Annotated in this window: 17 protein-coding genes and 2 pseudogenes; 13 read left to right on the top strand and 6 right to left on the bottom strand. The window is 58.3% G+C overall.

Translation table 11 applies throughout. The annotated features are described in order from the left end of the window. Positions 1-158: 158 nt before the first annotated feature. The 4 genes and pseudogenes from ALQ04_RS04855 to ALQ04_RS04840 form a co-directional block, all read right to left on the bottom strand. A pseudogene (locus ALQ04_RS04855) lies at positions 159-383 on the bottom strand (IS630 family transposase); the annotation flags it as partial. Between the two features lie 140 nt (positions 384-523). Next, positions 524-736: a DUF6124 family protein gene (locus ALQ04_RS04850; RefSeq protein ID WP_122314720.1), complete on the bottom strand. Its 213-nt coding sequence runs from the start codon at positions 734-736 to the stop codon at positions 524-526. Positions 737-1,241: 505 nt separating this feature from the next. Next, positions 1,242-2,738 carry a polyphosphate:AMP phosphotransferase gene (gene pap / locus ALQ04_RS04845; RefSeq protein WP_122314719.1) on the bottom strand — a complete coding sequence of 499 codons (1,497 nt, stop codon included), beginning with the start codon at positions 2,736-2,738 and terminating at the stop codon, positions 1,242-1,244. Positions 2,739-2,972: 234 nt separating this feature from the next. After that, a pseudogene (locus ALQ04_RS04840) lies at positions 2,973-3,482 on the bottom strand (ferritin-like domain-containing protein); the annotation flags it as partial. A 255-nt stretch (positions 3,483-3,737) separates the two neighbouring features. Between ALQ04_RS04840 and ALQ04_RS04835 the strand changes: the two are divergent. The 5 genes from ALQ04_RS04835 to ALQ04_RS04815 all read left to right on the top strand — a co-directional run bounded on the left by ALQ04_RS04835 (position 3,738) and on the right by ALQ04_RS04815 (position 8,120). Then, positions 3,738-4,961 carry a zinc-dependent alcohol dehydrogenase gene (locus ALQ04_RS04835; RefSeq protein WP_122314717.1) on the top strand — a complete coding sequence of 408 codons (1,224 nt, stop codon included), beginning with the start codon at positions 3,738-3,740 and terminating at the stop codon, positions 4,959-4,961. Between the two features lie 19 nt (positions 4,962-4,980). After that, a complete protein-coding gene (locus ALQ04_RS04830) occupies positions 4,981-5,205 on the top strand; it encodes a hypothetical protein (protein ID WP_122314716.1) in 225 nt (74 codons plus the stop codon). Between the two features lie 307 nt (positions 5,206-5,512). Continuing rightward, positions 5,513-7,180, top strand: a complete 1,668-nt coding sequence (locus tag ALQ04_RS04825) for a J domain-containing protein (protein WP_122314715.1) — start codon at positions 5,513-5,515, stop codon at positions 7,178-7,180. Beyond that, positions 7,170-7,595, top strand: a complete 426-nt coding sequence (locus ALQ04_RS04820) for a hypothetical protein (protein WP_122314714.1) — start codon at positions 7,170-7,172, stop codon at positions 7,593-7,595. Before ALQ04_RS04825 ends, ALQ04_RS04820 begins: the two co-directional genes overlap by 11 nt. Beyond that, positions 7,596-8,120: a DUF3829 domain-containing protein gene (locus ALQ04_RS04815; RefSeq protein ID WP_122314713.1), complete on the top strand. Its 525-nt coding sequence runs from the start codon at positions 7,596-7,598 to the stop codon at positions 8,118-8,120. A 4-nt stretch (positions 8,121-8,124) separates the two neighbouring features. Here the strand turns inward: ALQ04_RS04815 and ALQ04_RS04810 are convergent, their stop codons facing one another. Beyond that, on the bottom strand, positions 8,125-8,856 hold the full coding sequence (locus ALQ04_RS04810) for an aspartate/glutamate racemase family protein (RefSeq protein WP_122314712.1): 732 nt from the start codon (positions 8,854-8,856) through the stop codon (positions 8,125-8,127). 384 nt (positions 8,857-9,240) lie between these two features. Between ALQ04_RS04810 and ALQ04_RS04805 the strand changes: the two genes are divergently transcribed. The 5 genes from ALQ04_RS04805 to ALQ04_RS04785 all read left to right on the top strand — a co-directional run bounded on the left by ALQ04_RS04805 (position 9,241) and on the right by ALQ04_RS04785 (position 17,177). Then, a complete protein-coding gene (locus tag ALQ04_RS04805; RefSeq protein WP_122314711.1) occupies positions 9,241-10,692 on the top strand; it encodes an NCS1 family nucleobase:cation symporter-1 in 1,452 nt (483 codons plus the stop codon). Positions 10,693-10,825: 133 nt separating this feature from the next. After that, the gene (gene mnmC / locus ALQ04_RS04800; RefSeq protein WP_122314710.1) at positions 10,826-12,811 is read left to right on the top strand and encodes a bifunctional tRNA (5-methylaminomethyl-2-thiouridine)(34)-methyltransferase MnmD/FAD-dependent 5-carboxymethylaminomethyl-2-thiouridine(34) oxidoreductase MnmC; all 1,986 of its coding nucleotides are present in this window, start codon (positions 10,826-10,828) and stop codon (positions 12,809-12,811) included. Positions 12,812-12,957: 146 nt separating this feature from the next. Beyond that, positions 12,958-13,626, top strand: a complete 669-nt coding sequence (locus ALQ04_RS04795) for an ABC transporter ATP-binding protein (RefSeq protein WP_122314709.1) — start codon at positions 12,958-12,960, stop codon at positions 13,624-13,626. A 1-nt stretch (position 13,627) separates the two neighbouring features. Then, entirely contained in the window at positions 13,628-16,108 is a 2,481-nt protein-coding gene (locus tag ALQ04_RS04790) for an ABC transporter permease (RefSeq protein WP_122314708.1), read from the top strand. Further along, on the top strand, positions 16,098-17,177 hold the full coding sequence (locus ALQ04_RS04785; RefSeq protein ID WP_122314707.1) for a lipocalin-like domain-containing protein: 1,080 nt from the start codon (positions 16,098-16,100) through the stop codon (positions 17,175-17,177). The genes ALQ04_RS04790 and ALQ04_RS04785 overlap by 11 nt, the downstream gene beginning before the upstream one ends. 60 nt (positions 17,178-17,237) lie before the next feature. Here ALQ04_RS04785 and ALQ04_RS04780 read toward each other — a convergent pair whose 3' ends face one another. After that, on the bottom strand, positions 17,238-20,015 hold the full coding sequence (locus ALQ04_RS04780) for a polysaccharide lyase family 8 super-sandwich domain-containing protein (RefSeq protein ID WP_183142112.1): 2,778 nt from the start codon (positions 20,013-20,015) through the stop codon (positions 17,238-17,240). Positions 20,016-20,261: 246 nt separating this feature from the next. On the opposite strand from ALQ04_RS04780, the gene ALQ04_RS04775 reads away from it, so the two are divergent. The 3 genes from ALQ04_RS04775 to ALQ04_RS04765 all read left to right on the top strand — a co-directional run bounded on the left by ALQ04_RS04775 (position 20,262) and on the right by ALQ04_RS04765 (position 25,084). Further along, on the top strand, positions 20,262-22,034 hold the full coding sequence (locus tag ALQ04_RS04775; RefSeq protein WP_122314706.1) for an N-acetylglutaminylglutamine amidotransferase: 1,773 nt from the start codon (positions 20,262-20,264) through the stop codon (positions 22,032-22,034). Positions 22,035-22,037: 3 nt separating this feature from the next. Further along, positions 22,038-23,786: an N-acetylglutaminylglutamine synthetase gene (ngg, locus tag ALQ04_RS04770; protein ID WP_122314705.1), complete on the top strand. Its 1,749-nt coding sequence runs from the start codon at positions 22,038-22,040 to the stop codon at positions 23,784-23,786. Between the two features lie 101 nt (positions 23,787-23,887). Then, on the top strand, positions 23,888-25,084 hold the full coding sequence (locus tag ALQ04_RS04765) for an osmoprotectant NAGGN system M42 family peptidase (RefSeq protein WP_122314704.1): 1,197 nt from the start codon (positions 23,888-23,890) through the stop codon (positions 25,082-25,084). Positions 25,085-25,098 lie beyond the last annotated feature (14 nt).

Here is a 25,098-nt window from a genome sequence, read left to right as displayed (position 1 = left end):
GAAAAAGTTGACCACTACAGTGGCATCTTCTGTCGAGTTGCAAGCATCACACGAGAGCACCGATGATGTACAAAGCTATCAACAGAGTGAGTGAGCTCTGCCTGTGACCGATAGCAGAGATTAAACGGCCTAGTGTGGCGCCTCAGAAATAACGTTCCTCATGCAAGCGATGCCATGGCGTCACGTGCGCGCTTGATCTTTACTAGGATCTGTTCACCGTCTGCATTCCATACATAGCGTGTTGGCATCGCATTTCTAAGTGTCAAAAAAGCAGTGATCGATGCTTCAAGCTCACGAACCGAACTGAAACTGCTTTTACGAAGGTAGGTCGTGATATCTCGAAAGAAGCGTTCGACCATGTTCATCCAGGAGCTGGAAGTCGGGTGGATCAGTCATTCGGGCGGCGGTTTACCTGACATCTGGAACATCCTTTTTGGCGGAACCTGAACCGGCTCAGGCACATCAAGAATGAATGAGCGAAAACAACCTCGTTCATTCACAGCAATGCAGCTTTACCGTCCCCTCAACGCACCTCGACAAGCTCCAGCGAACGATCCAGCTCAGCCTTGGCCATGCCGATCAAGTGTACGACCGAAAAAGCCAGATCACGTTTGGGACCGTTGAGAGTGTCGCCGGTTTCGTAGGCAGTGGCGGCGGCGCAACGTAGTAGTGCGCTGACGTGCAGTAGAGATTCTTCAAATGATTGAAGAGGTGGTGATGGTGTTGAATTGATCATGGGTATGCTCTCTAAAATGAGGCCACCAAGATCGCTGCTAAACGAAATAAAGGTGGCAGCTTTGACGCGGGTTAGCAGACCGGTAGAGAACACAAAACCCGGCGCACCCGAAGGTGCCCCACGCAAAGCCGCCATAGAGGGAGCTTGCGCTATGTGTACTCTGAAACAGGCTGCTAAACCCGATCGCTGAGGTTCAGCGACCGATGCAGCCTAGTGCTCAGATTTGGCAGGCGCAAGGGCTTGAGATTTTCTAAGAAAATTCACACAGAAGAAAGGGCAAAGGCTGCGGAAAAGGTCCTGCGCGGAGCGTATTTTCGTCAATTGAAGTAACGGTTGCTTATGTTTTTGGCGATGAATTTCCGTTGTTTGTACTGATGTTTTCGCGGATGAATCCGCTCCTACATCGGAGTATTTTTCGATTGGAATACCGCTGTCGCAAGCAAGCTCTCTCCCACTCGCAGGAATTCACACAGGCTGCTTTCAACACAGCCTGTGCAAGCCCAATCTATTTCTTCTTGTCCCTGGCAAACGCCGCTTCCAACGCCTCATTGATCGTCCGCAAAACCTTGACCCTCGCCCAGCGCTTGTCATTCGCCTCCACCAGCGTCCACGGCGCAATCTCGGTACTCGTCCGATCCACCATATCCCCCACAGCCTGACGATACTGCGGCCATTTTTCGCGGTTGCGCCAGTCGTCTTCGGTGATTTTGTAGCGTTTGAAGGGGATCTTTTCTCGTTCCTGAAAGCGTTCCAGCTGGGTCTGTTCATCGATGGCCAGCCAGAATTTCACGACAACGACTCCGGCGTCGGTCAGTTGTTCTTCAAAGTCATTGATCTCGCCATAGGCCCGTGCCCAGTCTGATTCGCTGCAAAAGCCTTCGACCCGTTCCACCAGTACCCGGCCATACCAGGAGCGGTCGAAGATGGTGAATTTGCCGCGTGGCGGGATCTGTCGCCAGAAGCGCCACAGGTAAGGCTGGGCGCGTTCGTCCTGGGTCGGGGCGGCTATCGGTACGATGTTGTAGTGACGCGGGTCGAGCGCGGCGGCGACCCGGCGAATCGCGCCGCCCTTGCCGGCCGCGTCGTTGCCCTCGAATACCGCCACCAGTGCATGCTTTTTCATGCGTTTGTCGCGCAGATTGCCGGACAGGCGCGCCTGTTCGGTAATCAGTGCTTCTTCGTAGTCGTCCTTGCTCAGGTTGAGACTCAGGTCGAGGCTGTCGAGCAGGGTCAGTTCGCCGTGGTTGGCGGGCAGCGGACCAAAGGTCAAAGGCCTGGGCTCGCCCTGGGTGGTGTTCAGCGCTGCCTGCATGCCTTCGAGCAGCAGGCGGCCGACGGTCAGGCTGCGGTAGTGGGCATCCACGCCTTCGATCACATGCCAGGGGGCGTATTCGCGGCTGGTGCGGCGCAGCACACGTTCGCCGAAACGCACAAATTTGTCGTAGGTTTTCGATTGCTGCCAATCCAGCGGGCTGATCCGCCAGCTGTGCAGCGGGTCGTCCTTGAGGGTCTTGAGGCGCGATTTCATCTGCTTTTTGGAGAGGTGAAACCAGAACTTGAAGATCAGCGCACCTTCGTCGCAGAGCATTTTCTCCAGGCGCTCGGCACCGCTGATGGCCTGGTCGAGTACCGCATCCTTGTACAGGCCATGCACACGGCCCTGCAGCATCTGGCTGTACCAGTTGCCGAAGAAAATCCCCATGCGGCCCTTGGCCGGCAATTGCCGCCAGTAGCGCCAGGCAGCGGGATGCGCGAGTTCTTCATCGGTCTGTTGATCGAAGGTGCGAACCTCGATCAGGCGCGGGTCCATCCACTCGTTGAGCAGCTTGACGGTTTCGCCCTTGCCCGCACCTTCGATACCGTTGATCAGTACGATGATCTGACGCTGGCCCTGCTCATGCAGGTCGTACTGGGCTTCCAGCAATGCCTCGCGCAAGGCCGGCACTTCAGCATCGTAGGTTTCCCTGGAGATGGCATGGCCTATTTCAGCGGACTCAAACATTAGCGGCTCCCTTCAAATGATCTGCGGCTAATGTAGACCACTCATGCCATCTGGCTATCCTCGTGGATCAATTAAAAAGGGTGGGGAAACCCCTGTGCGCTGAAGTCAGTCACGAAAACCGGTTTGCCCACCCTGAAGCACTCAGGCCTGTCTTTTTTTCTGTCTACCCTGCTTTTGCTGGTCCTGGCCTTCTTCCTGCTCCTGATCGACCTCTAGCTCCTGCCCTTCTTCCATGTCCATTGTGGCGGCCTGCGTCCCGCCCTCTTCGGCAATCGCCGTGAGCTTTTCATCGGCCGACTTTTCTTCTTCCAGGGTTTCCCCCAGCAAGCTCGCGGCATCGTCCAGGCCCAGGTGCTTGGCCATGGCGATCAGCGTTCCGTAGCCGGCGATTTCATAATGCTCGACCTTCTGGCAGGCGGCGATCAGCCCGGCATCAAGCACTGGGCCTTTTTCTATTTCATCCAGCAGTTCCTTGCTTTCCTCGATCAATCCTTCCATGGCAATACACTTGACGCGCTTGAGCTTGATCTCGGCCTGCTCGACCAGTTGATCGATACGCTGGATCTGGCCCTGGGTTTCCTCCAGATGCATGTTGAATGCTTCGGCCAGCTTGGGGTTGGTGGACGCCCGGGCCAGCTTTGGCAATGCCTTGGTGATCTGTTTTTCAGCGCTGTAGATATCGGAAAGCTCATGAATAAACAGGTCTTCGATCGTTGTTCTGGTTTTGCTCGATGCTTTGTTCATCGGGAACCTCGTGGAGTGAGTCCTGCTTCGGATTGACTGCCTTGAAGGGTCCGACTGCTAACCCGTCAGTGTGTCGACTGGGCCGCAAAACGGCCGTTCAAGGCGAAGAAAAACCAGCCGACGAACAGTCGGAACTGCATTGCAGGCAGTCGCCAATGGCCAGCAACCGTTAGTCCTTCGGACTGAACCAAACCCCACGCCCATCATTCCTCTGCATTAAGACCAGACTTCTTCTGGCCAAGCAGAGGACCGACCATGAGAGCACTGACCTATCACGGTGCGCACAATGTAAAAGTCGATACCGTACCTGACCCGCAATTGGAGGAAGCCGACGACATCATCCTGCGGGTGACCGCAACCGCCATCTGCGGCTCTGATCTGCACCTCTATCACGGCAAGATTCCGGCCACCGAACATGGCGATATCCTGGGCCATGAATTCATGGGCATCGTCGAGGAGGCCGGGCCTGCGGTCAGCGCTGTACAGCGTGGCGACAGGGTGGTGATTCCGTTCGTGATTGCCTGCGGGGAATGTTTCTTCTGTCAGCAGGATCTGTTTTCCGCCTGTGAAACCACCAATACCGGACGCGGCGCGATCCTCAACAAGAAATCCATTCCGCCCGGCGCAGCGCTGTTCGGGTATAGCCATCTGTATGGCGGCATTCCCGGCGGGCAGGCCGAATATGTGCGGGTTCCGAAAGCCAATGTCGGACCGTTCAAGGTCCCCGGCACGCTGGCGGACGAGAAGGTGCTTTTTCTCTCCGACATTCTGCCCACCGCCTGGCAGGCCGTGATGAATACCGGGATCGGCCAGGGGTCGAGCATCGCCATCTACGGGGCCGGCCCGGTCGGCTTGCTGTGTGCTGCATGCGCCCGGATGCTCGGCGCGGAGCGGATTTTCATCATCGATCATTACCCTTATCGACTGGCTTATGCACAACAGACTTACGGGGCCATCCCGATCAACTTCGATGAAGACGATGACCCGGCCGACACCATCATTCGCCAGACACCCGGCATGCGTGGAGTCGATGGTGTGGTGGATGCCGTAGGTTTCGAGGCCAAGGGCAGTACCACGGAAACCGTGCTGGCCACTCTCAAGCTGGAAGGCAGCAGCGGCAAGGCATTACGCCAATGCATCGCCACGGTACGACGCGGCGGCGTGGTGAGCGTGCCGGGCGTGTATTCGGGGTTCATCCACGGCTTCATGTTTGGCGATGCGTTCGACAAGGGCCTGACCTTCAAGATGGGCCAGACCCATGCCCAGCGTTTCATGCCGGAACTGCTGGAATATATCGAAACCGGCCGGCTGTCACCGGAGGCCATCATCACTCACCGGATGTCGCTGGAAGATGCGGCAATGGGCTACAAGATTTTCGACAAGGGCCAGGAAGATTGCCGCAAGGTAATCCTGACGCCGGGCAACAATGCGATCAGCCTGCCGGAATCCGATTCCCGCGTGGAGGTTCCTGCGACCTGACAGCAGCGGAGGTACCCGAATGGACATGTCTACCGTGTTCTGGATCGCCCTGGCGATCCTTGTCGTAATGCTGGACGCATGGGTCATCAACAGCGTCTGGCGTTCACTCAAAAGCTCCACGACCAAGGCCGGATGGACCGCTCTGGTCCTGCTCCTGCCGGTGATCGGCGCCAGTATCTGGGGAGTCGCCGGCCCTCGCGGCGTGGTTGAAGGGCCGACTTCGTCGGAGCATAGCAAGGGGTAAGAAACAGAGGCGTATAGGCAGATAATGATGTGGGAGGCAGCTTGCTGGCGACAGGGGCCGTGAAGCCGATAAACATTCTTTGGTTTCACTGGTGCTGTCGCCAGCAAGCTGCCTCCCACAAGAGCCAATAAATACCCACAGAGATGCGTTACTGCGCCCGAGTACACAAGTTTGCGCAATACCTGCCGATACAGCGAGTCCCCCTTCAATACCCGCACTGTGTCCAAGGAGTTCCAGGCCCTATGACTGCCGGCATCCCCCTCAGCCTTTCAGAGTTCAGTTCGTTGTTTGCACAGAGCGCGGGGAAATGAACTGCTGGTCTGTTCTGGGACTTGAACCCGATACCGATACCCGCAGCATCAAGCGCCAGTACGCAACCCTGCTCAAGCAATACCGGCCAGACGAAGATCCTGAAGGGTTTCAACGCCTGCGCGAAGCCTATGAGCAAGCCTTGGACTGGGCTCACGAGCCTCAGGAGTCAAAGGTTTTCGATCACGTCACGACACTTGATCCATCCCTTTTCCAGCCCGTGAACGACGGAGAGATTTCAGCCTGGAAACGAGCAGAACAATTAGTCGAAGGCATCACTGCCGATAATCTGGTTGCTCGTATTCAACAGGCGCAAACGGACGCTTGCGAAGCGGAATTTGAAAAAAGTCTGTTGCAACTCTGCCAGTCAGACGCCAACGTCATGAGGGAAATGGCAGAGCCTGCCGTAGAGCATCTTTATTGGCAGACGCCCTGGCAGCGTCAGGATTTTTCCTGTTCAGCCACCGAGCCCGTGTCGAAGTATCTGCTGAACAATGCCGAACGCCAGTTGCATGACACGCTGAAGACAGGAAATGCCCGACGCTTGCTGGAACTGTGCCATACGCTGGAACAAAAAGCCTGGCTACAAACACTCGACCGCCGTCGCTGGTTCAATGAATGCCTCGCTCGCCAGTTACTCGACATCCAGCCCTGGTCCAACACATTGTTTGAAACCGTGTGTAGTCGACAGGGATGGAAACAAACCGGCAACCTCACGCCTTGCCCCGAGCCTTATTGGAGCGAACTGCTGCACCGCAGCCACAACTCGTCCTTTCTGGAAGAGCAACAACGTCTCGCCGCACAAAACGATAACAGCCCCGCAGCCAGAGCCGCCCGCCTGTTTTTCCGCCCCATGCACGAGGACGCCCGCGTGCAATTCACGGCTGCGTTCAATAAGGCCGACTGGCAAATGTGCGAAAAGCTGGCCAGTACCCTACAGCAGCGCTATCCGGGTCTGGTGAATGAAATACCGGGAATGAACCCTTATTTCTGGCGTCCGCTGCAGCGTAATCATTCGACATGGGCGATGCCCCTCGCCATTGCCTGCACATCTGCCGAGATTGCCTTCAATCATTTCTTTCGCCAAGGCAGTAGCCTGCTTGAAACACTGGCCACGATGCTACAAATAGTGGGCATGTTCGGTCTGCTGGCCTGGGGCCTTAACTGGTGCTGCAGGAACCTGGGCCTGACAGCCTGGCGCGTGGACAGGTACCTGCTGGAACGCTGTGGCAAATGGCTGAGCTTACGGCGACCAGAGCCATTGCCCATACGCGATAGTCTGGCGGTTTGGCTATTTGCAATACTGGTCTATCTGTCTGGAGGGATGAGCGCACTGCTGGTCTATACGGCCCCCCTGCTCGGCCTATCCTTGTGGAGCCGTACACCCTGGCCAGCCCGTTTCAGGCAGAAGGTTGTAAAACTTCCTCCGGGCTCATGGCCGAGAGAGATTGTAATCGGCGTTTTCTTCGGGCTACTGGCCTCATCGCTGTGGGGAACAGCCGCCATCATCAACTACCGTTCGCTGGACCAAAATCAAGGCCTGCAAGCATGGCCAATGCGCTTCTGCGCGATCGTTACCGACGCCTCATCTGCCTGCAAGGTCCCTGCAACCCGCGAGCAATGGTACTCACCGATCCCAAACAAGGAGGCGGGTCATGATCAGTAATCGCGCCTTTGCTATTGCAGTCTGTGTATTCCTGGGGATTGCCTGGAGCTACAAGGTGCTCGTGCCTTCTCGCGAAAAGCCAAGTGAGGAATCGGTCAGGTTGCTGGAAATGAATCACTGCCTGGCTTATAGCGATACAGTGTTACGTATCCGTTTTCTCGATTACCGAACCTACTTCAACACGCTGATTGACCGCAAGAGCATGCCTGTATTGCATTTCGCTGGTTTCAGCATGGGCTCTGGTGACCGATATTCCACGAATGGAAAGCCTTCTCCCTGCACCTTTTATCTGAGAGAAATACATAAAGCCTCCAGCCCTCTGGAAATTGCAGCCAATGCTTATGTCCAGGCCTATGACAAGCTTCGTCCCCAAGCCCGTGAAGTAGAACAACTGTATGCCAGACGATACCCCTAGATACCTCCTGCGCTCCAACTCCATCAGGTCATTGAAAAGGCCATAGAAGAACTGCAAGAGCGTGCAATCCCCTTCAATCAGGCACTTGAGTCCCCCATGTTGGAGTTGCGCGCCAACCAGCTCGAGAAGATCGAGGAGCGCCTGGGACGTGATCAACACTGGCACACGCTCAACTTCATGCTCATGGCACGCCAGGGCATCGATCAATTGACTGAGCTGGCAGGCAACAAGCGCCTGACCCCTGATCAGGTTCAAGCCTTGCATCATTCATTGCTAGCCACCTGGAACGATGCCGAAAACCACTTCAAATCATTACCACGCCTGACTTCAGCCGAGGGTGGAAAACCTGTATGGACTGGCATCAGAGAACCCGCCAAGGCCTGGATCGATACCCTGGCGACCCTGCAACAACATTGGACAGCACAGGCAGCACCGTCTCAATTGAGCAGCGACTTTGAAGCCATGGGTCAGGGCTATGATCGGGTGTGGATGCGATACAATCTTGCCGTCCGGAACCAGTACTAACCGATTAGCGACTCAAATACGCAAACCGCCCCTTGAACGGTTTGCCGATTGGATCTGCCAGATCGCCGTGTTTGCTGGTACTCAGCCCCAGTTCCACCAGCGACTCGGCCAGCTTCACCGCGGCGCTCACGCCGTCGATCACTGGCAGGCCAATCGCTTCGCTGAGCTGGCGATGCAGGTCGGCCATGCCGCCGCAGCCCAGCACGATGGCGCCGGCACCTTCTTCGTCGCGGGCGCGACGGGCCTGTTCGGCCATTAGCTCGACAAGCTCCGGGCCGCTTTCTTCCAGGGCCAGGACCGGCAGGTCGATGCAGCGCACCGAGGTGCATTGTTCGCTGAAGCCATACCGCTGCAGCAGATGCTCGGCAATGATCCGGGTGCGGCTCAAGGTGGTGACTACGGCAAAGCGCGTGGAAATCAGGCTCGCCAGGTGAAAGGCCGCTTCGGCGATCCCGATGACGGGCGCGCTGGCGCACTCGCGGGCAGCCAGCAAGCCCGGATCGCCAAAGCAGGCAATGATGTGCGCGTCGACCTGCAGCTCGCGGCCCTTGCGTACTTCGTCCAGCACGCCAAGGGTGGCAATCGCTTCGTCAAAATGCCCTTCGATAGACACCGGCCCATCCTGCGGGCTGCACGCGATGATTTGCGTGCCCGGCCGCGCGACCGCCTGTGCGGCCAGTCCGATCTTGTGGGTCATGGCGTCGCTGGTGTTGGGGTTGATCACTTGAATACGCACAGAGTCTCCTTCAGCGCCGTTTGAAAATACTATGAATCCATTGTTGTGCAGGGTGACATATCGCCACCGGCACAATGGATTGTATACAAAAATAATGCCGCTATGCGTTATCACTCAAGTGTGGATTTTTAACTGAAAAAACCCTTCCCCTTGAATTCAATGCCCCTTAATCGGGCAAAAACGCCCTGTTTACGTGCATTAAAAGTACGAACCACAACTCGTCCAATCCGCCCGCGTTTCTCCTTCAAGCGCGCTCTGACAATGCTTTGCAGGGTTTTGAGCGGGAAATTCGGCCAATGGCATACGTCTTGCGTACAGGATCGTATACAAAATGCCATTGCCGGTACCCGCCATAGCGATGGCCCCAACGAGGGAGGGAATGCCATGACAGACCAACGCCCGGCCGGATACAGCCCGCGCCTGCACAATGAGGATCTGGGACCGATTCCACAGAAGTGGACCTGGTACAACATCTTTGCCTTCTGGATGAGCGACGTGCACAGCGTCGGCGGTTATGTATTTGCCGCCAGTCTGTTCGCCCTTGGGCTGGCAAGCTGGCAGGTGCTGATCGCGCTGCTGGTGGGCATTTGCATCATTCAGGTGATCGCCAATCTGGTGGCCAAACCAAGTCAGCAGGCAGCAGTGCCCTACCCGGTGATCTGCCGCCTCGCCTTTGGTGTGTTCGGGGCCAATATTCCCGCCATCATCCGCGGGCTGATCGCTGTGGCCTGGTATGGCATTCAGACTTATCTGGCCTCCAGCGCGCTGGTAATTGTTGTGCTGCGCTTCTTCCCGGAACTGGCCGCCTATCAGGAGCAGAGTTTTCTCGGTCTTTCGTGGCTGGGCTGGTTCGGCTTCCTGACGCTGTGGGTCGTGCAGGCCGTGGTGTTCTGGTCGGGAATGGAGTCGATCCGGCGCTTCATCGACTGGGCCGGCCCGGCGGTGTATGCGGTGATGTTCGTGCTCGCGGGCTGGATCGTCTGGCGCGCAGGCTGGGACAACATCAGCTTTACCCTGGCGGAAAAAGAGCTGTCCGGCTGGGCCGCCTTTGGCCAGGTGATCATGGCAATTGCGCTGGTGGTGTCGTATTTCTCCGGCCCGACCCTGAACTTCGGCGACTTCAGCCGCTATTGCCGGAGCATGGAAGACGTGCGGCGCGGCAACTTCTGGGGCCTGCCGGTGAATTTCCTGGCGTTTTCCCTGGTCACCGTGGTGATCGTTTCCGGCACGCTGCCGATTTTCGGCGAGATGATCCACGACCCGATCGCCACCGTGGCACGTATCGACAACACCACGGCCGTGCTGCTCGGCGCATTCACCTTTGTCACTGCGACCATCGGCATCAACATTGTCGCCAACTTCGTCTCGCCGGCCTTCGACTTCGCCAACGTGGCGCCCAGCCGCATCAGTTGGCGTGCAGGCGGAATGATTGCGGCGGTCGCCTCGATCTTCATCACACCCTGGAACCTGTTCAATAACCCGGAAGTGATTCACTACACCCTGGACATTCTCGCCGCCTGCATCGGCCCGCTGTTCGGCATTCTGCTGGTTGACTACTACCTGGTGAAGAAACAGCAGATCGATGTCGATGCGCTGTTCAACGACACCCCCAGCGGACGCTACTGGTACACCAATGGCGTGAACCGGGTGGCAGTTACCGCGTTGCTCATCAGCGCCCTGGTGGGCCTGCTGTTTACCTTCATTCCGTGGTTCAAGCCGATTGCCAACTTTGCCTGGTTCACCGGTTGCTTCCTGGGCGGTGCCCTGTATTACGCACTGACGCTGTGGCCGCGCAAACAGCCGGACAATGTGAACAGCCCGGTAGCGCAGCACTGAAATACTGCCGGACAAGCCTTCCCCAAGGTTTGTCCGGCAGCAATCCTTGCCATGGATCAAGCGAATGTCTGAACCTGCCGCTTTTGTCGGCCCAGACAGGTAAAATGCCGGCTCTGCCAACGCCGAGCCGAACATGACCATTACCCGCCACGCCCAGATCGACTGGGACGAACAAGGCAACCCGCATTCCCGCGCCTTCTCCGATGTTTATTTCTCCACTGAGTCAGGTCTTGCAGAAACGCGCCATGTGTTTCTGGTGCAGAACGATCTGCGCGAGCGCTTTGGCGCCTTGCCTGCGGGCGAGCGGCTGGTCATCGGCGAAACGGGTTTCGGGACCGGGCTGAACTTCCTCTGTGCCTGGCAGTTGTTTGAGGAATGTGCGCATGCCGAGGCTCGTCTGCATTTCGTCAGCGTCGAGAAATTCCCTCTCAGGCGCGACGACCTGCAACGCGCATTGAGCCTGTGGCCGGAGCTGTCGGTATTTGCCGGACAACTGCTCGATCAATACATCGCCGTGCATGAAGGCTTTCAGCGTCTGGTCTTCGACGAAGGGCGCGTTACTCTCACCCTGTTGATCGGCGATGCCTTGCAGATGCTGCCGCAACTGGACGGGCAGATCGACGCCTGGTTTCTCGACGGCTTCGCGCCAGCCAAGAACCCGGAAATGTGGACCCCGGAGCTGTTCGCCGAACTGGCCCGGCTGTCGGCTCCGGACGCCAGCATTGGCACCTTTACCAGCACCGGCTGGGTGCGCCGCGCCCTGAATGCAGCCGGGTTCAAGATGAAGCGCGTGCCGGGCATCGGCCATAAATGGGAAGTGCTGCGCGGCAAGTTCATCGCCTGGCCCGAAGAGGCTGCACCGCCCTCGCCAGCCAAACCATGGTTCGCTCGTCCGCCGCTCATCGGTGGCGAGCGCAAGGTACTGGTGATCGGTGCCGGACTGGCCGGTTGTGCCACCGCCGACAGCCTGGCGAAGCGCGGCTGGCAGGTGAGCTTGCTGGAGCGGCATGCCGAACCGGCTCAGGAAGCCTCGGGCAATCCGCAAGGCGTGCTTTACCTGAAACTTTCGGCGCATGGCACCGCGTTGTCGCAGTTGATCCTCAGTGGCTTTGGTCATACCCGACGCTGGCTGGAACGTCTGCAACGGGGTGTCGACTGGGACGGCTGTGGCGTTCTGCAACTGGCCTTCGACGACAAGGAAGCCCAGCGTCAGCAACAACTGGCAGAAGCTTTTCCCGAGACACTTTTGCATCGACTGGACAAACCTTCAGCCGAAGCTCGCAGTGGCATCGAGTTGAACTGCGGTGGCCTGTTTTTCCCCGAGGGTGGCTGGGTTCATCCTCCAGCGCTGTGCCGCGCCCAGGTTACCCATCCGAATATCAGACTGATTGCCCGACATGAAGCGCTGGAACTGCGCCGCGTCGACGGCCAATGGCAAGCCTGGGATCAGCAGCGCCTGATCGACAGCGCACCGGTCGTGGTGCTGGCCGGTGCCGCCGATATCAGACAGTTCCCGCTCAGCGCCGAGCTGCCGCTCAAACGCATTCGCGGGCAGATCACCCGCTTGCCGCAGACCGAAAGCAGCCAGACCTTGCAAACCGTGGTTTGCGCCGAAGGCTACGTGGCACCGTCGAGACTGGGCGAACATACGCTGGGGGCCAGTTTCGATTTCAATAGCGACGACCTGACGCCCAATACCGCCGATCACCTGGGCAACCTGGAATTGTTACGGGAAATATCCACTGATCTGGCAGAACGCCTCGACTCGGCCAACCTGTCGCTGCAGACGTTGCAGGGACGTGCGGCGTTCCGCTGCACCAGCCCGGATTACCTGCCCATCGTCGGGCCGTTGGCAGACAGGCAGGCGTTCACTGAGGCCTATGCCGCGTTGAGCAAGGATGCCCGGCAAATACCGGATATCCCGTGCCCATGGCTCGAAGGGCTGTACGTCAACAGCGGCCATGGCTCACGCGGGCTGATTACCGCGCCGCTGTCCGCCGAGCTGATCGCTGCCTGGCTGGACAACGAGCCCTTGCCACTGCCGCGCAGCGTCGCCGAAGCCTGCCACCCCAACCGCTTTGCCCTGCGCGGACTGATTCGCAACAAGCGGCCCGGGTAGAAGCGAATTCATTCGCGAACCTCTTTAAAACACCCGATCTGGAATAACACCTCTCCGCTGAATCCGGCCTGTGGCCGGATATTCACGCCACACTCTGCCCACCAGCAGTTATCCTCAAGGCACGATCACTTCAACCGGGCATCCCGATGTTGCATGTGCAAAATGTATTCAAGAGCTACCCCTCGGCTCAAGGTCCGGTAGAGGTGTTGCGTGGCGTCGATTTGCACCTGGAGCGCGGCAGCAGTCTGGCGCTGATGGGTGAATCGGGAAGCGGCAAGAGCACCTTGCTGCATCTGGTTGCCGGGCTCGATCACGTCGACAGCGGCACCATTCAGGTCGCGGACCGCCCCTTGAACAGCATGTCCGAAGCGCAACTGGCCAACTGGCGCCGCACCGAAATAGGCCTGGTCTTTCAGCAGTTCAACCTGATCGAAAGCCTCAAGGTCGAAGACAATCTGGCGTTCCAGGCACGTCTGGCCGGGCGCTATGACCCTCAGTGGCAAATCCGGCTGATCGAGCGTCTGGGCCTGGGCGACCTGCTGGCCCGCTATCCGGAACAACTGTCCGGCGGCCAGCAGCAGCGAGTTGCGATTGGCCGGGCACTGGCTTCGCGCCCCGCCCTGCTGTTGGCCGACGAACCGACGGGCAATCTTGACGAAGCCACCAGCGATGAAGTGCTGCAATTGTTGCTGGACCTGTTGCGCGACAGCAGCACCAGCCTGCTGATGGTCACTCACAGTTCCCGTGTCGCCGAACGTCTGGCGCACAAGGTCAGGTTGCACAGAGGGCATGTGGTCGCCGAAGGCGAGGATTGATATGCGAGTGTTTTATTGGACATTGCGCGCCCTGTTCAGCCACTGGCGGCGCCACCCGGTTCAGCTTTTCAGCCTGTTGACCGGGCTGTGGCTGGCCACCAGCCTGTTGACCGGGGTACTGGCACTCAACAGCCAGGCACGGGAAAGCTATCAACGCACCAGCCAGTTGATCGGTGGCGAACCGCAAGCCAGTCTGGCGTCGCCCAATGGCGCGGCTTTCTCGCAGGATCTGTTCATCAGCCTGCGGCGAATCGGCTGGCCGGTATCGCCCATGGTACAAGGCCGCATCACCTTGAAAGGACGGGAAGACCAGCGCCTGCAATTGATCGGCATCGAGCCGGTAACCCTGCCCAATGGCTCTGCCATTGCCGGAAAAACCCTGGATACCCGTCAGGTCATCGACTTCCTGACATCTCCCGGCGCGACCTGGATTGCTCCGCAAACCCTGCAGGCACTCGGCATGCAGGAAGGCCAGCGGCCATTGACTGAAAACGGTCTGGCCCTGCCGCCCTTGCACCTGCAGGCGGATATGGCGCCGGGAATCCTGTTGACCGATATCGGCTTCGCCCAGGCGCTGCTGAACATGCCCAACCAGTTATCCCGCCTGTTACTACCCAAGAACTTTGCAGCCGAACATCCGCTATTGCCCGCGGCACTCAGCGAACAACTGGTGATAAGAAACAGTGGCGAAGACAACAACCTGCAACGCCTGACCGCCAGCTTTCACCTGAACCTGAATGCGCTGGGCGTGCTGTCCTTTGTCGTCGGGCTGTTTATCGTGCATGCCGCCATAGGCCTGGCACTTGAGCAACGCCGGGGCCTGATCCGCAACTTGCGTGCTTCAGGCGTCAGCGCTCGCATGTCGATTGCGGCGCTGGCTCTGGAACTGGGCGTCATGGCGCTACTGGGCGGCATGTTCGGCGTGGTCAGCGGTTATCTGTTGGCCAGCCTGTTGCTGCCGGATGTCGCAGCCAGTCTGCGCGGTCTGTACGGCGCCGAGGTGGGCGGACAATTGAATCTGAGTCTCGGCTGGTGGCTCAACGGTATTGCCTTGAGCCTGTTCGGGGCGCTGCTGGCCGGAGTCGGCAGCCTCTTGCGTGCCGCACGTCTGCCCTTGCTGGCACTGGCCAATGCACAAGCCTGGCATCAGGCCCATGCCCGCTGGTTGCGGCGTCAGGCCTGGATTGCGGCAGGCAGCGCGCTCGTTGCTCTGGCCGCCTGGCTTTTCGGCAACAGCCTGATCATGGGCTTTGTATTGATTTCCGCCGTGTTGCTGAGTGCTGCGCTGAGTTTGCCGGTCGTGCTCGATACGCTGCTGGGCGGCTTGCTGACACGCAGCCGCTCGGTGCTGGGCCAATGGTTTCTCGCCGATTGCAGGCAACAATTGCCGGCCTTGAGTCTGGCGCTGATGGCCTTGCTGCTGGCAATGGCGGCCAATATCGGAGCCGGCAACATGACATCGGGGTTTCGCCAAACCTTCGCCGACTGGCTGGAACAACGCCTGTCTGCCGATCTGTACGTCACTCCGCAAAATCCGGATCAGGCCCGCGAGATGCAAACCTGGCTGAACCAGCGAAGCGATATCACGGCCGTGCTGCCCAACTGGCAGGTGCCGATCCAGTTGCAGGGCTGGCCTGCCGACCTGTTCGGCGCAATAGATCATCCGACTTATCGCCAGCACTGGCAGTTGCTGGAATCGAGCGCGGAAGATCCCTGGGATCACATGACTCGGGAAGACAGCATCATGCTCAGCGAACAGCTGGCCAGACGGCTCAAGCTCGGGCTCGGCGATACCCTGAGCCTGCCGGTCCCCAGCGGCAAATGGGCACCGCGGATCGTGGGTATCTACGCCGACTATGGCAATCCCAAGGGCCATCTGCTGGTCAATGCCACCCACTTGCTCAGCCACTGGCCACAGCTGACAGCCAATCGCTTCAACCTGAAAATCAATCAAGCGGCAATACCGGCACTGGTAAGCGAACTGCAAAACCGCTTTGCCCTCGACGACAACAGCATCATCGAACAAAGCCAGCTCAAGCGCTGGTCGTACCAAGTGTTCGAGCGCACCTTCGCGGCCACTGCCGCGCTCAACAGCCTGACCCTGGGGGTCGCGGGCGTGGCCTTGTTCATCGGCCTGCTGACCCAGAGTCAGAGCCGACTCGGGCAACTGGCACCGCTCTGGGCGCTGGGCGTGACCCGCCGTCAGTTGATGCTGCTCAATCTGGGCCAGACCTGGCTGCTGGCTGTGCTGACCGTGTTGTTTGCCCTGCCTCTCGGGCTGATGCTGGCCTGGTGCCTGAATACGGTCATCAATGTGCAGGCCTTCGGTTGGCGCCTGCCTTTGCATGTTTTCCCGCTGCAACTGCTGCAATTGATGGCGCTGGCGCTGTTGGCCACTCTGCTGGCCTCGACCTGGCCATTGCTCAAGCTGTACCGGACCCGGCCTGCCGATCTGCTCAGGACCTTCGCCCATGAAAACTGACTGGCGGTTAGTGCTCGCAGGCTTCATCCTCCTGCTGGCCGCCTGCGACAATCAGCAGCCGCCCGAAAGCGGTTTCGCAGGGCTGGGCAGCCAGGCCGACGAATTTTCCCAGGTAACGCCAGGACGGTTGTTCTCGTTTCCCGAGGATCATGGCCAGCATCCCGGGTTTCGTATCGAATGGTGGTACATCACCGCCACCCTCAAGGATCAACAGGGCCAGGATTTCGGCGTGCAATGGACGCTGTTCCGCAACAGCCTGCGTCCCGGCGTGCAAGGAACAGGCTGGAACGACAACACAATCTGGCTGGGCCATGCCGCCGCGACTTCCGCGACCCGCCATCATGCAGCAGAGCGCTATGCACGCGGCGGCGTCGAGCAGGCGGGCGTGAAACTGACGCCGCTCACGGCGTGGATCGATGACTGGTCGCTGGTCAGCCAGTCACAAGTGCAGACTCCACTGGCGCGTATGCAATTGAAAGCCAGCGGCCAGGACTTCCGCTATGACCTGCAACTCACCTCAAGCAAGCCACTGGTGCTGCAAGGCAAACAGGGTTACAGCCAGAAATCCGACCTTGGACAGGCTTCGTACTACTACAGCCAGCCGTTTTTCGAGGCCAGCGGCACACTGGAAATGGACGGCAAAAGCTATCAGGTCAGCGGGCATGCCTGGCTGGACCGGGAATGGAGCAGCCAGCTGCTGACGGCCAGCCAGACCGGCTGGGACTGGTTTTCCCTGCATCTGGCAGATGGCGAACAGGTAATGCTCTATCGCATGCGCCACAAGAACGGCGACCCTTATCTGAGCGGCACCTGGATCAGCGCAGAGGGCAAGACGCAGAGCCTGCAGGCCAGTGACGTGGAGATGAAACCGCTAAGCGAGACTGAAATCGCCGGGCGTCGTTTACCTACCCGCTGGTCGATCAGAATCCCCGGCAGGAATCTGGATATCACCACCGACGCCCTGAACCCCAAGGCCTGGATGAACGTGAGCATTCCCTACTGGGAAGGACCGGTAAAGGTCAGCGGCAGCCAGACCGGGGTCGGGTATCTGGAGATGACGGGGTATTAGGCTCTGTACGAATGCTGCGTCGCAAACAGTTCGTACAGCGCCCTCCCTGATCCGAAAAACCTATTTGCTGCCCAACGGGTATATTCCTGACACCGCCCGACCACGATCATCGCCCTGCGGCAGCGGCACTTCGATGCGTCGCTGGCCAGTCCCGTCCTTATCCTGCTCGACGATAAACGACAACGTGTCCCGGGTCTGCGTTGGATCGGCACACATCAGGCTGAACTGAGTACCTTCCGATTTATAGATGAATGAACATGACTGCTCCGGCAATAGTACAGACTCACTGTTGTCAGCCGCGTCGTCCGCAACGTATGGATTGAAGAAGCTCCCTACCAAGGCACCGTCTGCATCCGCCCAGAAATGCAGATCCGCCGTTATCTCTGGCACTGCCAACACGGAGCGTGTTTCCGGGAAGTCGTCAGCGACCCTAACCTCATAGAGATAAGAACCGTTTTCCCCATGGGCATGATTGATCCATATCGAGAACACAGGATGTTCCACTTTATCGGGCGAACCACCCACATTGATATCGGACCACCTGCCTGCACACAGCTTCACTTCAATCGTGACGCTGGGGTAAACCCACAGGAATCCAAACCTGTAGACGAACCCGTCGTGATAAACCATATGAATATCATCGGCGGTGACGGATTCCCCCACTGCAACGGTATGCTCTTCGCCTTTTGTATCGATATAACGCACCGGCCCATTGGCGATGCACTGATTGATGCTGGTCACCACCGGATGAACAGCCGTGCTGCTGTCGATTCTGGTACCCATGCAAACAATGTGATTTTCCAGCGCTATCACGCTCTTGTAAGCATGGGTCACATAGCCTCTGCTCAACTCCATGGACAGGATGCTTCTTTTCCCGTCACTGACTCCGCCAGCAAAATCATGGCTGCCCCACATATTTACCCCCCAAATATTGGGCCATATAAAGTCGGGCACTTGCTCAACCGTGGTCCCTGGCAGGCGCTGCCAGTCCCAGACAGGCTGGATACCTTCATACTCTTTACCGTGACGAGTCAGGAAATAGGTACCGGCCCCCATGTAATACCCTTTGGGATTTTCTCCATTGCCCCCCTCCCCGCCCACGGTACGGGTGGAGATGGCCTTGGCCCACAAGCAATAGCTGGAACCGATGTGGGCCATATAATCATTGGCCCAAAAAATTCGGCCGCCCTTGTAATATTGATTATTGGATTCATCGCCTTCTGCACGACGGATCAATTCGCTCAACGCTTTCTTGTTCTCCTCATCGGCAATGGGTAAAAGCATCCTGGCCCAGTTTGCATAGTAGGTACTCATCAGCACCCCGCGACTGATCGCCCTGCCGCAGACATGAAAGTCGAGATGACGGGCAAATCCCATCCATCCATTACCATTCACAACGACCTTTATCAACTCACGAAGTGCCAAACTCGTCAGTGCAAACTCATTACTCAGAACAGCCATGCTCTCAAGGATCCTGCCCAATAATTCAGCACCATAGGTCCCGGAGTAAAGCTGTGAGCAATACACACCATTGTGTAAAGCGTTGTGCTGGCTTATGGAGTAATCAACACTTATTCCTTCCCCATGCTGTGCCCCATTTCGTTCCACAGGCATGCATAACTCGGACAGTACATCAGCTGAAGCTCTCAGATAGAGAAGGTATGTATCTTCATTTGAGTTTTTCCAGGCACAAAGACTCCAGACAATTTGAATGGATGCAAAATCGGCAAGATTGGCACCCGTCTGGGTGAAGCTGTAGGTATTCGTGGTTCTCATTGCATAAGGAATGAAAATACTCATCAACTCCTGCTGCTTCAAATGTTTTGCAAGCAACAGCCCAGCCCTGCCAGCCAGCTTGGCCAAGCCGATATTTCTATACCACCAGTTAGTCGTTCGATAATCTTGCGCAGCAAAAAAAACAAGGGCCTCAAACGCTTTGACCTGATAATCGACTGGCAAGGGAGAAGTCTGTTGATATAAATAGCTGGCTATTTGTAACGTACGCTCCAGATGGGTAATCAATGGGGTTACATCACTCACTGGTGTACCTGCAACCGGATAAGAAAGGTCCTGAAACTTGCCGCCGACAAACCCCTTCAGCCATCCATCAATCACTTGTGAAGTAGGTGGCTTTACCATCACCTGAGTGCACAAGGATTCATAAATACTCGACGCACTGACCAATGCGCTATTGGACAATGAAACCTGATATTGAGCCGAGAGAGGAAACCCGGAGGGTCCCCACAGGTGATTCCGATAACTGCTGCCGATAGGAACAAAGGTCTTGCTGGATTCGTTTTTTTCACCAGCCCTCAACAGGTTGCCCGCTTCATTGATTGAGCGACTCAGAAAAGCCGGCCAAGTGTAACGATCACACTGATCATCCAGAATTGGCACCACCAGGGTCTGGTATTCGTCGCCATGGTCCTTGCTCGATAAGCGACACGTAATCGACGACCCCTTGGGTAAAGAGCCAATCGACGTTATCGCGCCCAGATCCGTCCAGCCTTTGAGATCACATGCCGTCGTGAAAAAGGTCCGGTCAGTACCGTTTTCAGCCCATAGCTCATTCAGATAGCTACTGGACTCAGCCTTGAATGATCCGTCGGTTTGCCGGACCCCGGCTCGCATGTTGTCTGCAATAAGGTTGATACGCTCTGCCAGGCGCTGAGGCCAGATGTATTGCCCGAGGCCATCGGGTTCCGGGGTGAACTGAACGACCTCAACCAGATTCCCGCTCTGGCTCTCAACCAGTCGGACCTGTAGTTTTTCTCCCTCCATCAAGTCACGATCCGAAATGATACGACTCAACGCGACCCAATCATTTGTGCTGTCCATAGCCATGCTCCCAGGCATTGGTCGGAGTCAGGAACGACCCCGTCTTGCCCCCAAGATTGCGCTTTCAAACCAGCATCAGGTACTGACAGTTATGTCAGTCGCCAACTGTCGGATTGATCAGCAGAAACATGCTCCCCCCAAACACTTATAACTTTTTGTTCTAAAACTCCCTTAACTCCTCCGGGTCAGTTTCTGGGTGACTGCATTCTTTCAGTCACCTCCCCAACGGAAACCCGGTAAGGAATTATGTGCGGATTAGCAGGTGAATTACGTTTCGACCATCAACCAGCGGACCTAGCCGCTGTTGAACGCATTACTCATGATCTGGCGCCACGTGGCCCGGATGCCTGGGGCTTTCACAGTCAGGGGCCGATTGCCCTGGGCCATCGCCGACTGAAAATCATGGACTTGTCCGACGGTTCGGCCCAGCCCATGGTCGATAGCCAGTTGGGCCTGTCCATGGCCTTCAATGGTGCGGTCTATAACTTCCCTGAGCTGCGTGCCGAGCTGGAAAGCATGGGCTATCAGTTCCACTCCGGTGGCGATACCGAAGTATTGCTCAAGGGCTATCACGCCTGGGGCGCGGACATGCTGCCCAAGCTCAATGGCATGTTTGCCTTTGCCATCTGGGAGCGTGACACCCAGCAACTGTTCATCGCTCGCGACCGTCTGGGCGTCAAGCCGCTGTATCTGTCGCACACCGACAAGCGCCTGCGCTTCGCCTCGACGTTGCCAGCGCTGCTCAAGGGCGGCGATATCAGCCCGATGCTCGACCCGATTGCCCTCAATCACTATCTGAATTTCCATGCCGTGGTGCCTGCACCGCGCACATTGCTGGCTGGTGTCGAAAAACTACCGCCTGCCAGTTGGATGCGCATTCAGGCCAACGGCAAGATCGAGCAGCAGACCTGGTGGCATCTGCCGTATGGTCCGCATGACGACGAGCAGCACCTGACCCTGGAAGACTGGCGCGACCGCGTGCTGGACAGCACCCGTGAAGCGGTGTCGATTCGTCAGCGCGCTGCTGTGGATGTCGGCGTGCTGCTTTCCGGCGGTGTCGATTCGAGCATGCTGGTCGGCCTGTTGCGTGAGGTCGGCGTCGAAGACCTTTCGACCTTCTCCATCGGCTTTCAGGATGCCGGTGGCGAACGCGGCGACGAATTCCAGTATTCGGACCTGATCGCCAGGCACTATGGGACCCGCCATCACCAGTTGCGGATTCAGGAAAGCGAGATCATCGAGCAATTGCCTGCTGCCTTCCGTGCCATGAGCGAGCCGATGGTCAGCCATGACTGCATCGCGTTCTATCTGTTGTCCCGTGAAGTGGCCAAACACTGCAAAGTGGTACAGAGCGGCCAGGGTGCTGACGAACTGTTTGCCGGTTATCACTGGTATCCGCAGGTCGATGGCGCAAGCGATCCGGTAGCGGCCTATCGTGCAGCGTTCGTGGACCGCAGCTACGACGAATACACCGCGACCGTACAAGCCAAATGGCTGACCGCCAACGACGCTGCGGGTGATTTCGTACGCGATCACTTCGCCCAGCCAGGCGCCACCGCCGCCGTGGACAAGGCCTTGCGCCTGGACAGCACGGTGATGCTGGTGGATGACCCGGTCAAACGGGTCGACAACATGACCATGGCCTGGGGCCTGGAAGCCCGGACACCGTTTCTCGACTATCGCCTGGTCGAGCTGTCGGCACGCATTCCGGGCAAGTTCAAATTGCCCGATGGCGGCAAACATGTCCTGAAGGAGGCGGCGCGCCTGGTGATCCCTTCCGAGGTCATCGACCGCAAGAAAGGCTACTTCCCGGTGCCGGGACTCAAGCACTTGCAGGGCGATACCCTCAACTGGGTACGCGAGCTGCTGCTGGACCCGAGCCAGGATCGCGGTCTGTTCAACCCGTCGATGATCGACACCCTGCTGACCAACCCTCAGGGCCAACTCACGCCGTTACGCGGCTCCAAGCTGTGGCAATTGGCAGCGCTGAATCTGTGGCTCAGCGAACAAGGACTCTGATCGATGAAACACAATGCGACGGCTTACAGCCAACGATTGTTGCGCACCCAGTCGCCCTCCTATGAGCGCTTGCAGGCCCGTTTCGCCGAAGACGGCAGCCAGCCCGATGCAGAGCCGCTGGCCCTGCATTGCGGCTGGGGCCGCCTGTTGATTGGCCATACCTATCCCGACCCGGCCGCGCTGGCTCAGGAACTGCTCCACGAAAAACCCGGCGAACGGGATATAGCACTGTACGTGGCGGCGCCCCAGCAGGTGCTGGCGCAGTCGCCTCAGCAGTTGTTTCTCGATCCGTCCGACACTCTGCGCCTGTGGTTCAGCGATTACCGCCCTGCGCAGCGGGTATTCCGCGGCTTTCGCATTCGTCGGGCACAGAGCGAGGCCGACTGGCAGGCCATCAATAACCTTTATCTGGCGCGCGGCATGCTGCCGATCGATCCGGCCCTGCTGACACCGCGTCATCTGGGCGGCCCGGTCTACTGGCTGGCCGAAGATGAAAGCAGCAATGCGGTGATCGGCAGTGTCATGGGCCTGAATCATCAAAAGGCTTTCAACGATCCAGAAAAAGGCAGCAGCCTGTGGTGCCTGGCCGTAGATCCACAATGCACACGCCCCGGCGTGGGTGAAGTGCTGGTGCGTCATCTGATCGAGCACTTCATGAGTCGTGGCCTCAGCTACCTCGACCTGTCGGTGCTGCACGACAACAATCAGGCCAAGGCGCTGTACGCCAAGCTCGGGTTTCGCAATCTGCCGACCTTCGCCATCAAGCGCAAGAACGGTATCAATGAGTCGCTGTTTCTCGGGCCCGGCCCCGAGGCGGATTTCAATCCGTATGCGCGAATCATCGTCGAAGAAGCCCATCGTCGTGGTATCGATGTGCAGGTCGATGATGCCGATGCCGGGCTGTTCACCCTGAGCTACGGCGGACGCCGCGTGCGCTGCCGTGAATCGCTGAGTGATCTGACCAGCGCAGTCAGCATGACCCTGTGCCAGGACAAGAGCCTGACCCACCGCACCCTCAAGGCTGCAGGGTTGCGCCTGCCCGCGCAGCAACGAGCGGCCAGCGCCGATGACAATCTGGCGTTTCTCGAAGAGCACGGCCAGATTGTGGTCAAGCCGCTGGATGGCGAGCAAGGCCAGGGCGTAGCGGTGGATCTGCGCACATTCGATGAAGTGCAGAACGCCATCGAACGTGCCCGTCAGTTCGACACCCGCGTGATTCTGGAAAGCTTTCACGAAGGTCTGGACTTGCGCATCGTGGTGATCGGCTTTGAAGTGGTGGCCGCTGCTATTCGCCGTCCTGCGGAAATCACCGGCAACGGTCGCCACACCATCAAGCAACTGATCGAGGCGCACAGCCGTCGTCGCGCTGCCGCCACCGGTGGCGAAAGCAAGATCCCGATGGATGAGGAAACCGAACGCACGGTCCGCGATGCGGGCTATGACTATTCCAGCATCCTGCCGATGGATCAGCGCCTTGCCGTGCGCCGCACCGCCAACCTGCACACCGGCGGCTGCCTCGAAGACGTCACCGCGATCCTGCATCCGGTACTCATCGATGCCGCCGTACGTGCTGCACGGGCACTGGACATTCCGGTAGTGGGCCTGGACCTGATGGTGCCCGCCGCCGACCAGACCGAATACGTCTTCATCGAAGCCAACGAGCGCGTTGGCCTCGCCAACCACGAACCTCAACCCACTGCAGAACGCTTCGTCGATCTACTGTTTCCGCACAGCCTGCCTGTGCATGGTTGAACAGTAGCGGCAAGTTGCAAGTATCAAGCTGCAAGCCCGGATATCACCTACGCTTGCAGCTTGAAGCTTGCCGCTTGTCGCTGCTCCAAAGGAGTACCTCCATGCCTGTTGAGAAAATCCCCGACCCGGATCTGAACTACCTGCAGAAAGTCCTGCTGGAAATGCTCGCAATTCCAAGCCCTACGGGGTTTACCGATACCATCGTGCGTTATGTCGCCGAACGCCTGGAAGAACTGGGCATTCCGTTTGAACTGACTCGACGCGGGACCATCCGCGCCACGCTCAAGGGCAAACAGAACAGCCCGGATCGCGCCGTCTCGGCCCACCTGGACACCATTGGTGCCAGTGTCCGCGAGGTCAAGGACAATGGTCGTCTGGCGCTGGCCGCCGTCGGTTGCTGGTCCAGCCGGTTTGCCGAAGGCAGCCGGGTCAGTGTGTTCAGCGATACCGGCGTGATTCGTGGCAGCGTTCTGCCGCTGATGGCTTCCGGTCATGCCTTCAATACCGCCGTGGATGAAATGCCTATCAGCTGGGAGCACGTCGAACTGCGCCTGGACGCTTATTGCACGACCCGCGCCGACTGCGAGTCGCTGGGCATCAATATCGGTGACTTCGTGGCTTTCGATCCATTGCCGGAATTTACCGAAAGCGGGCATATCAGCGCCCGCCACCTGGACGACAAGGCCGGCGTCGCGGCATTGCTGGCTGCGCTCAAGTCAATTGTCGATAGTGGTGAAGAGCCGCTGATCGATTGCCACCCGCTGTTCACCATCACCGAGGAAACCGGGACCGGTGCGGCAGGCGTCCTGCCGTGGGATGTCAGCGAGTTCGTCGGCATCGATATCGCTCCGGTCGCACCGGGCCAGCACTCCAGCGAGCACGCCGTGAGCGTGGCGATGCAGGATTCGGGCGGGCCTTACGACTATCACCTGTCGCGGCACCTGCTGCGTCTTGGGGTAGAAAACGAACTGCCCGTGCGCCGCGACCTGTTTCGCTATTACTACAGCGATGCCCACTCGGCAGTGACTTCGGGGCATGACATCCGGACAGCATTGCTGGCCTTTGGCTGCGACGCGACCCACGGTTACGAACGCACCCATATCGACAGCCTCGCGGCCCTGAGCAAACTGCTGGGCGCCTACATGCTCAGCCCACCGGTATTCGCCAGCGATGCCAAACCGGCCCAGACTTCACTGGAGCGCTTCAGTCATCAGATCGAACATGATGCGCAGATGGAGTCCGACACCCGCGTACCGCCTGTGGACAGCCTGATCGGGCAGAATCGCGAAGAGGTCTGAGCCATAGCCTTTCG

This window comes from Pseudomonas cichorii, assembly GCF_003700275.1.
Classification (GTDB): Bacteria; Pseudomonadota; Gammaproteobacteria; order Pseudomonadales; family Pseudomonadaceae; genus Aquipseudomonas; species Aquipseudomonas cichorii_B.
Note: the sequence above shows the minus strand (reverse complement) of the source record. Positions and strands in the feature narration are given on the sequence as shown.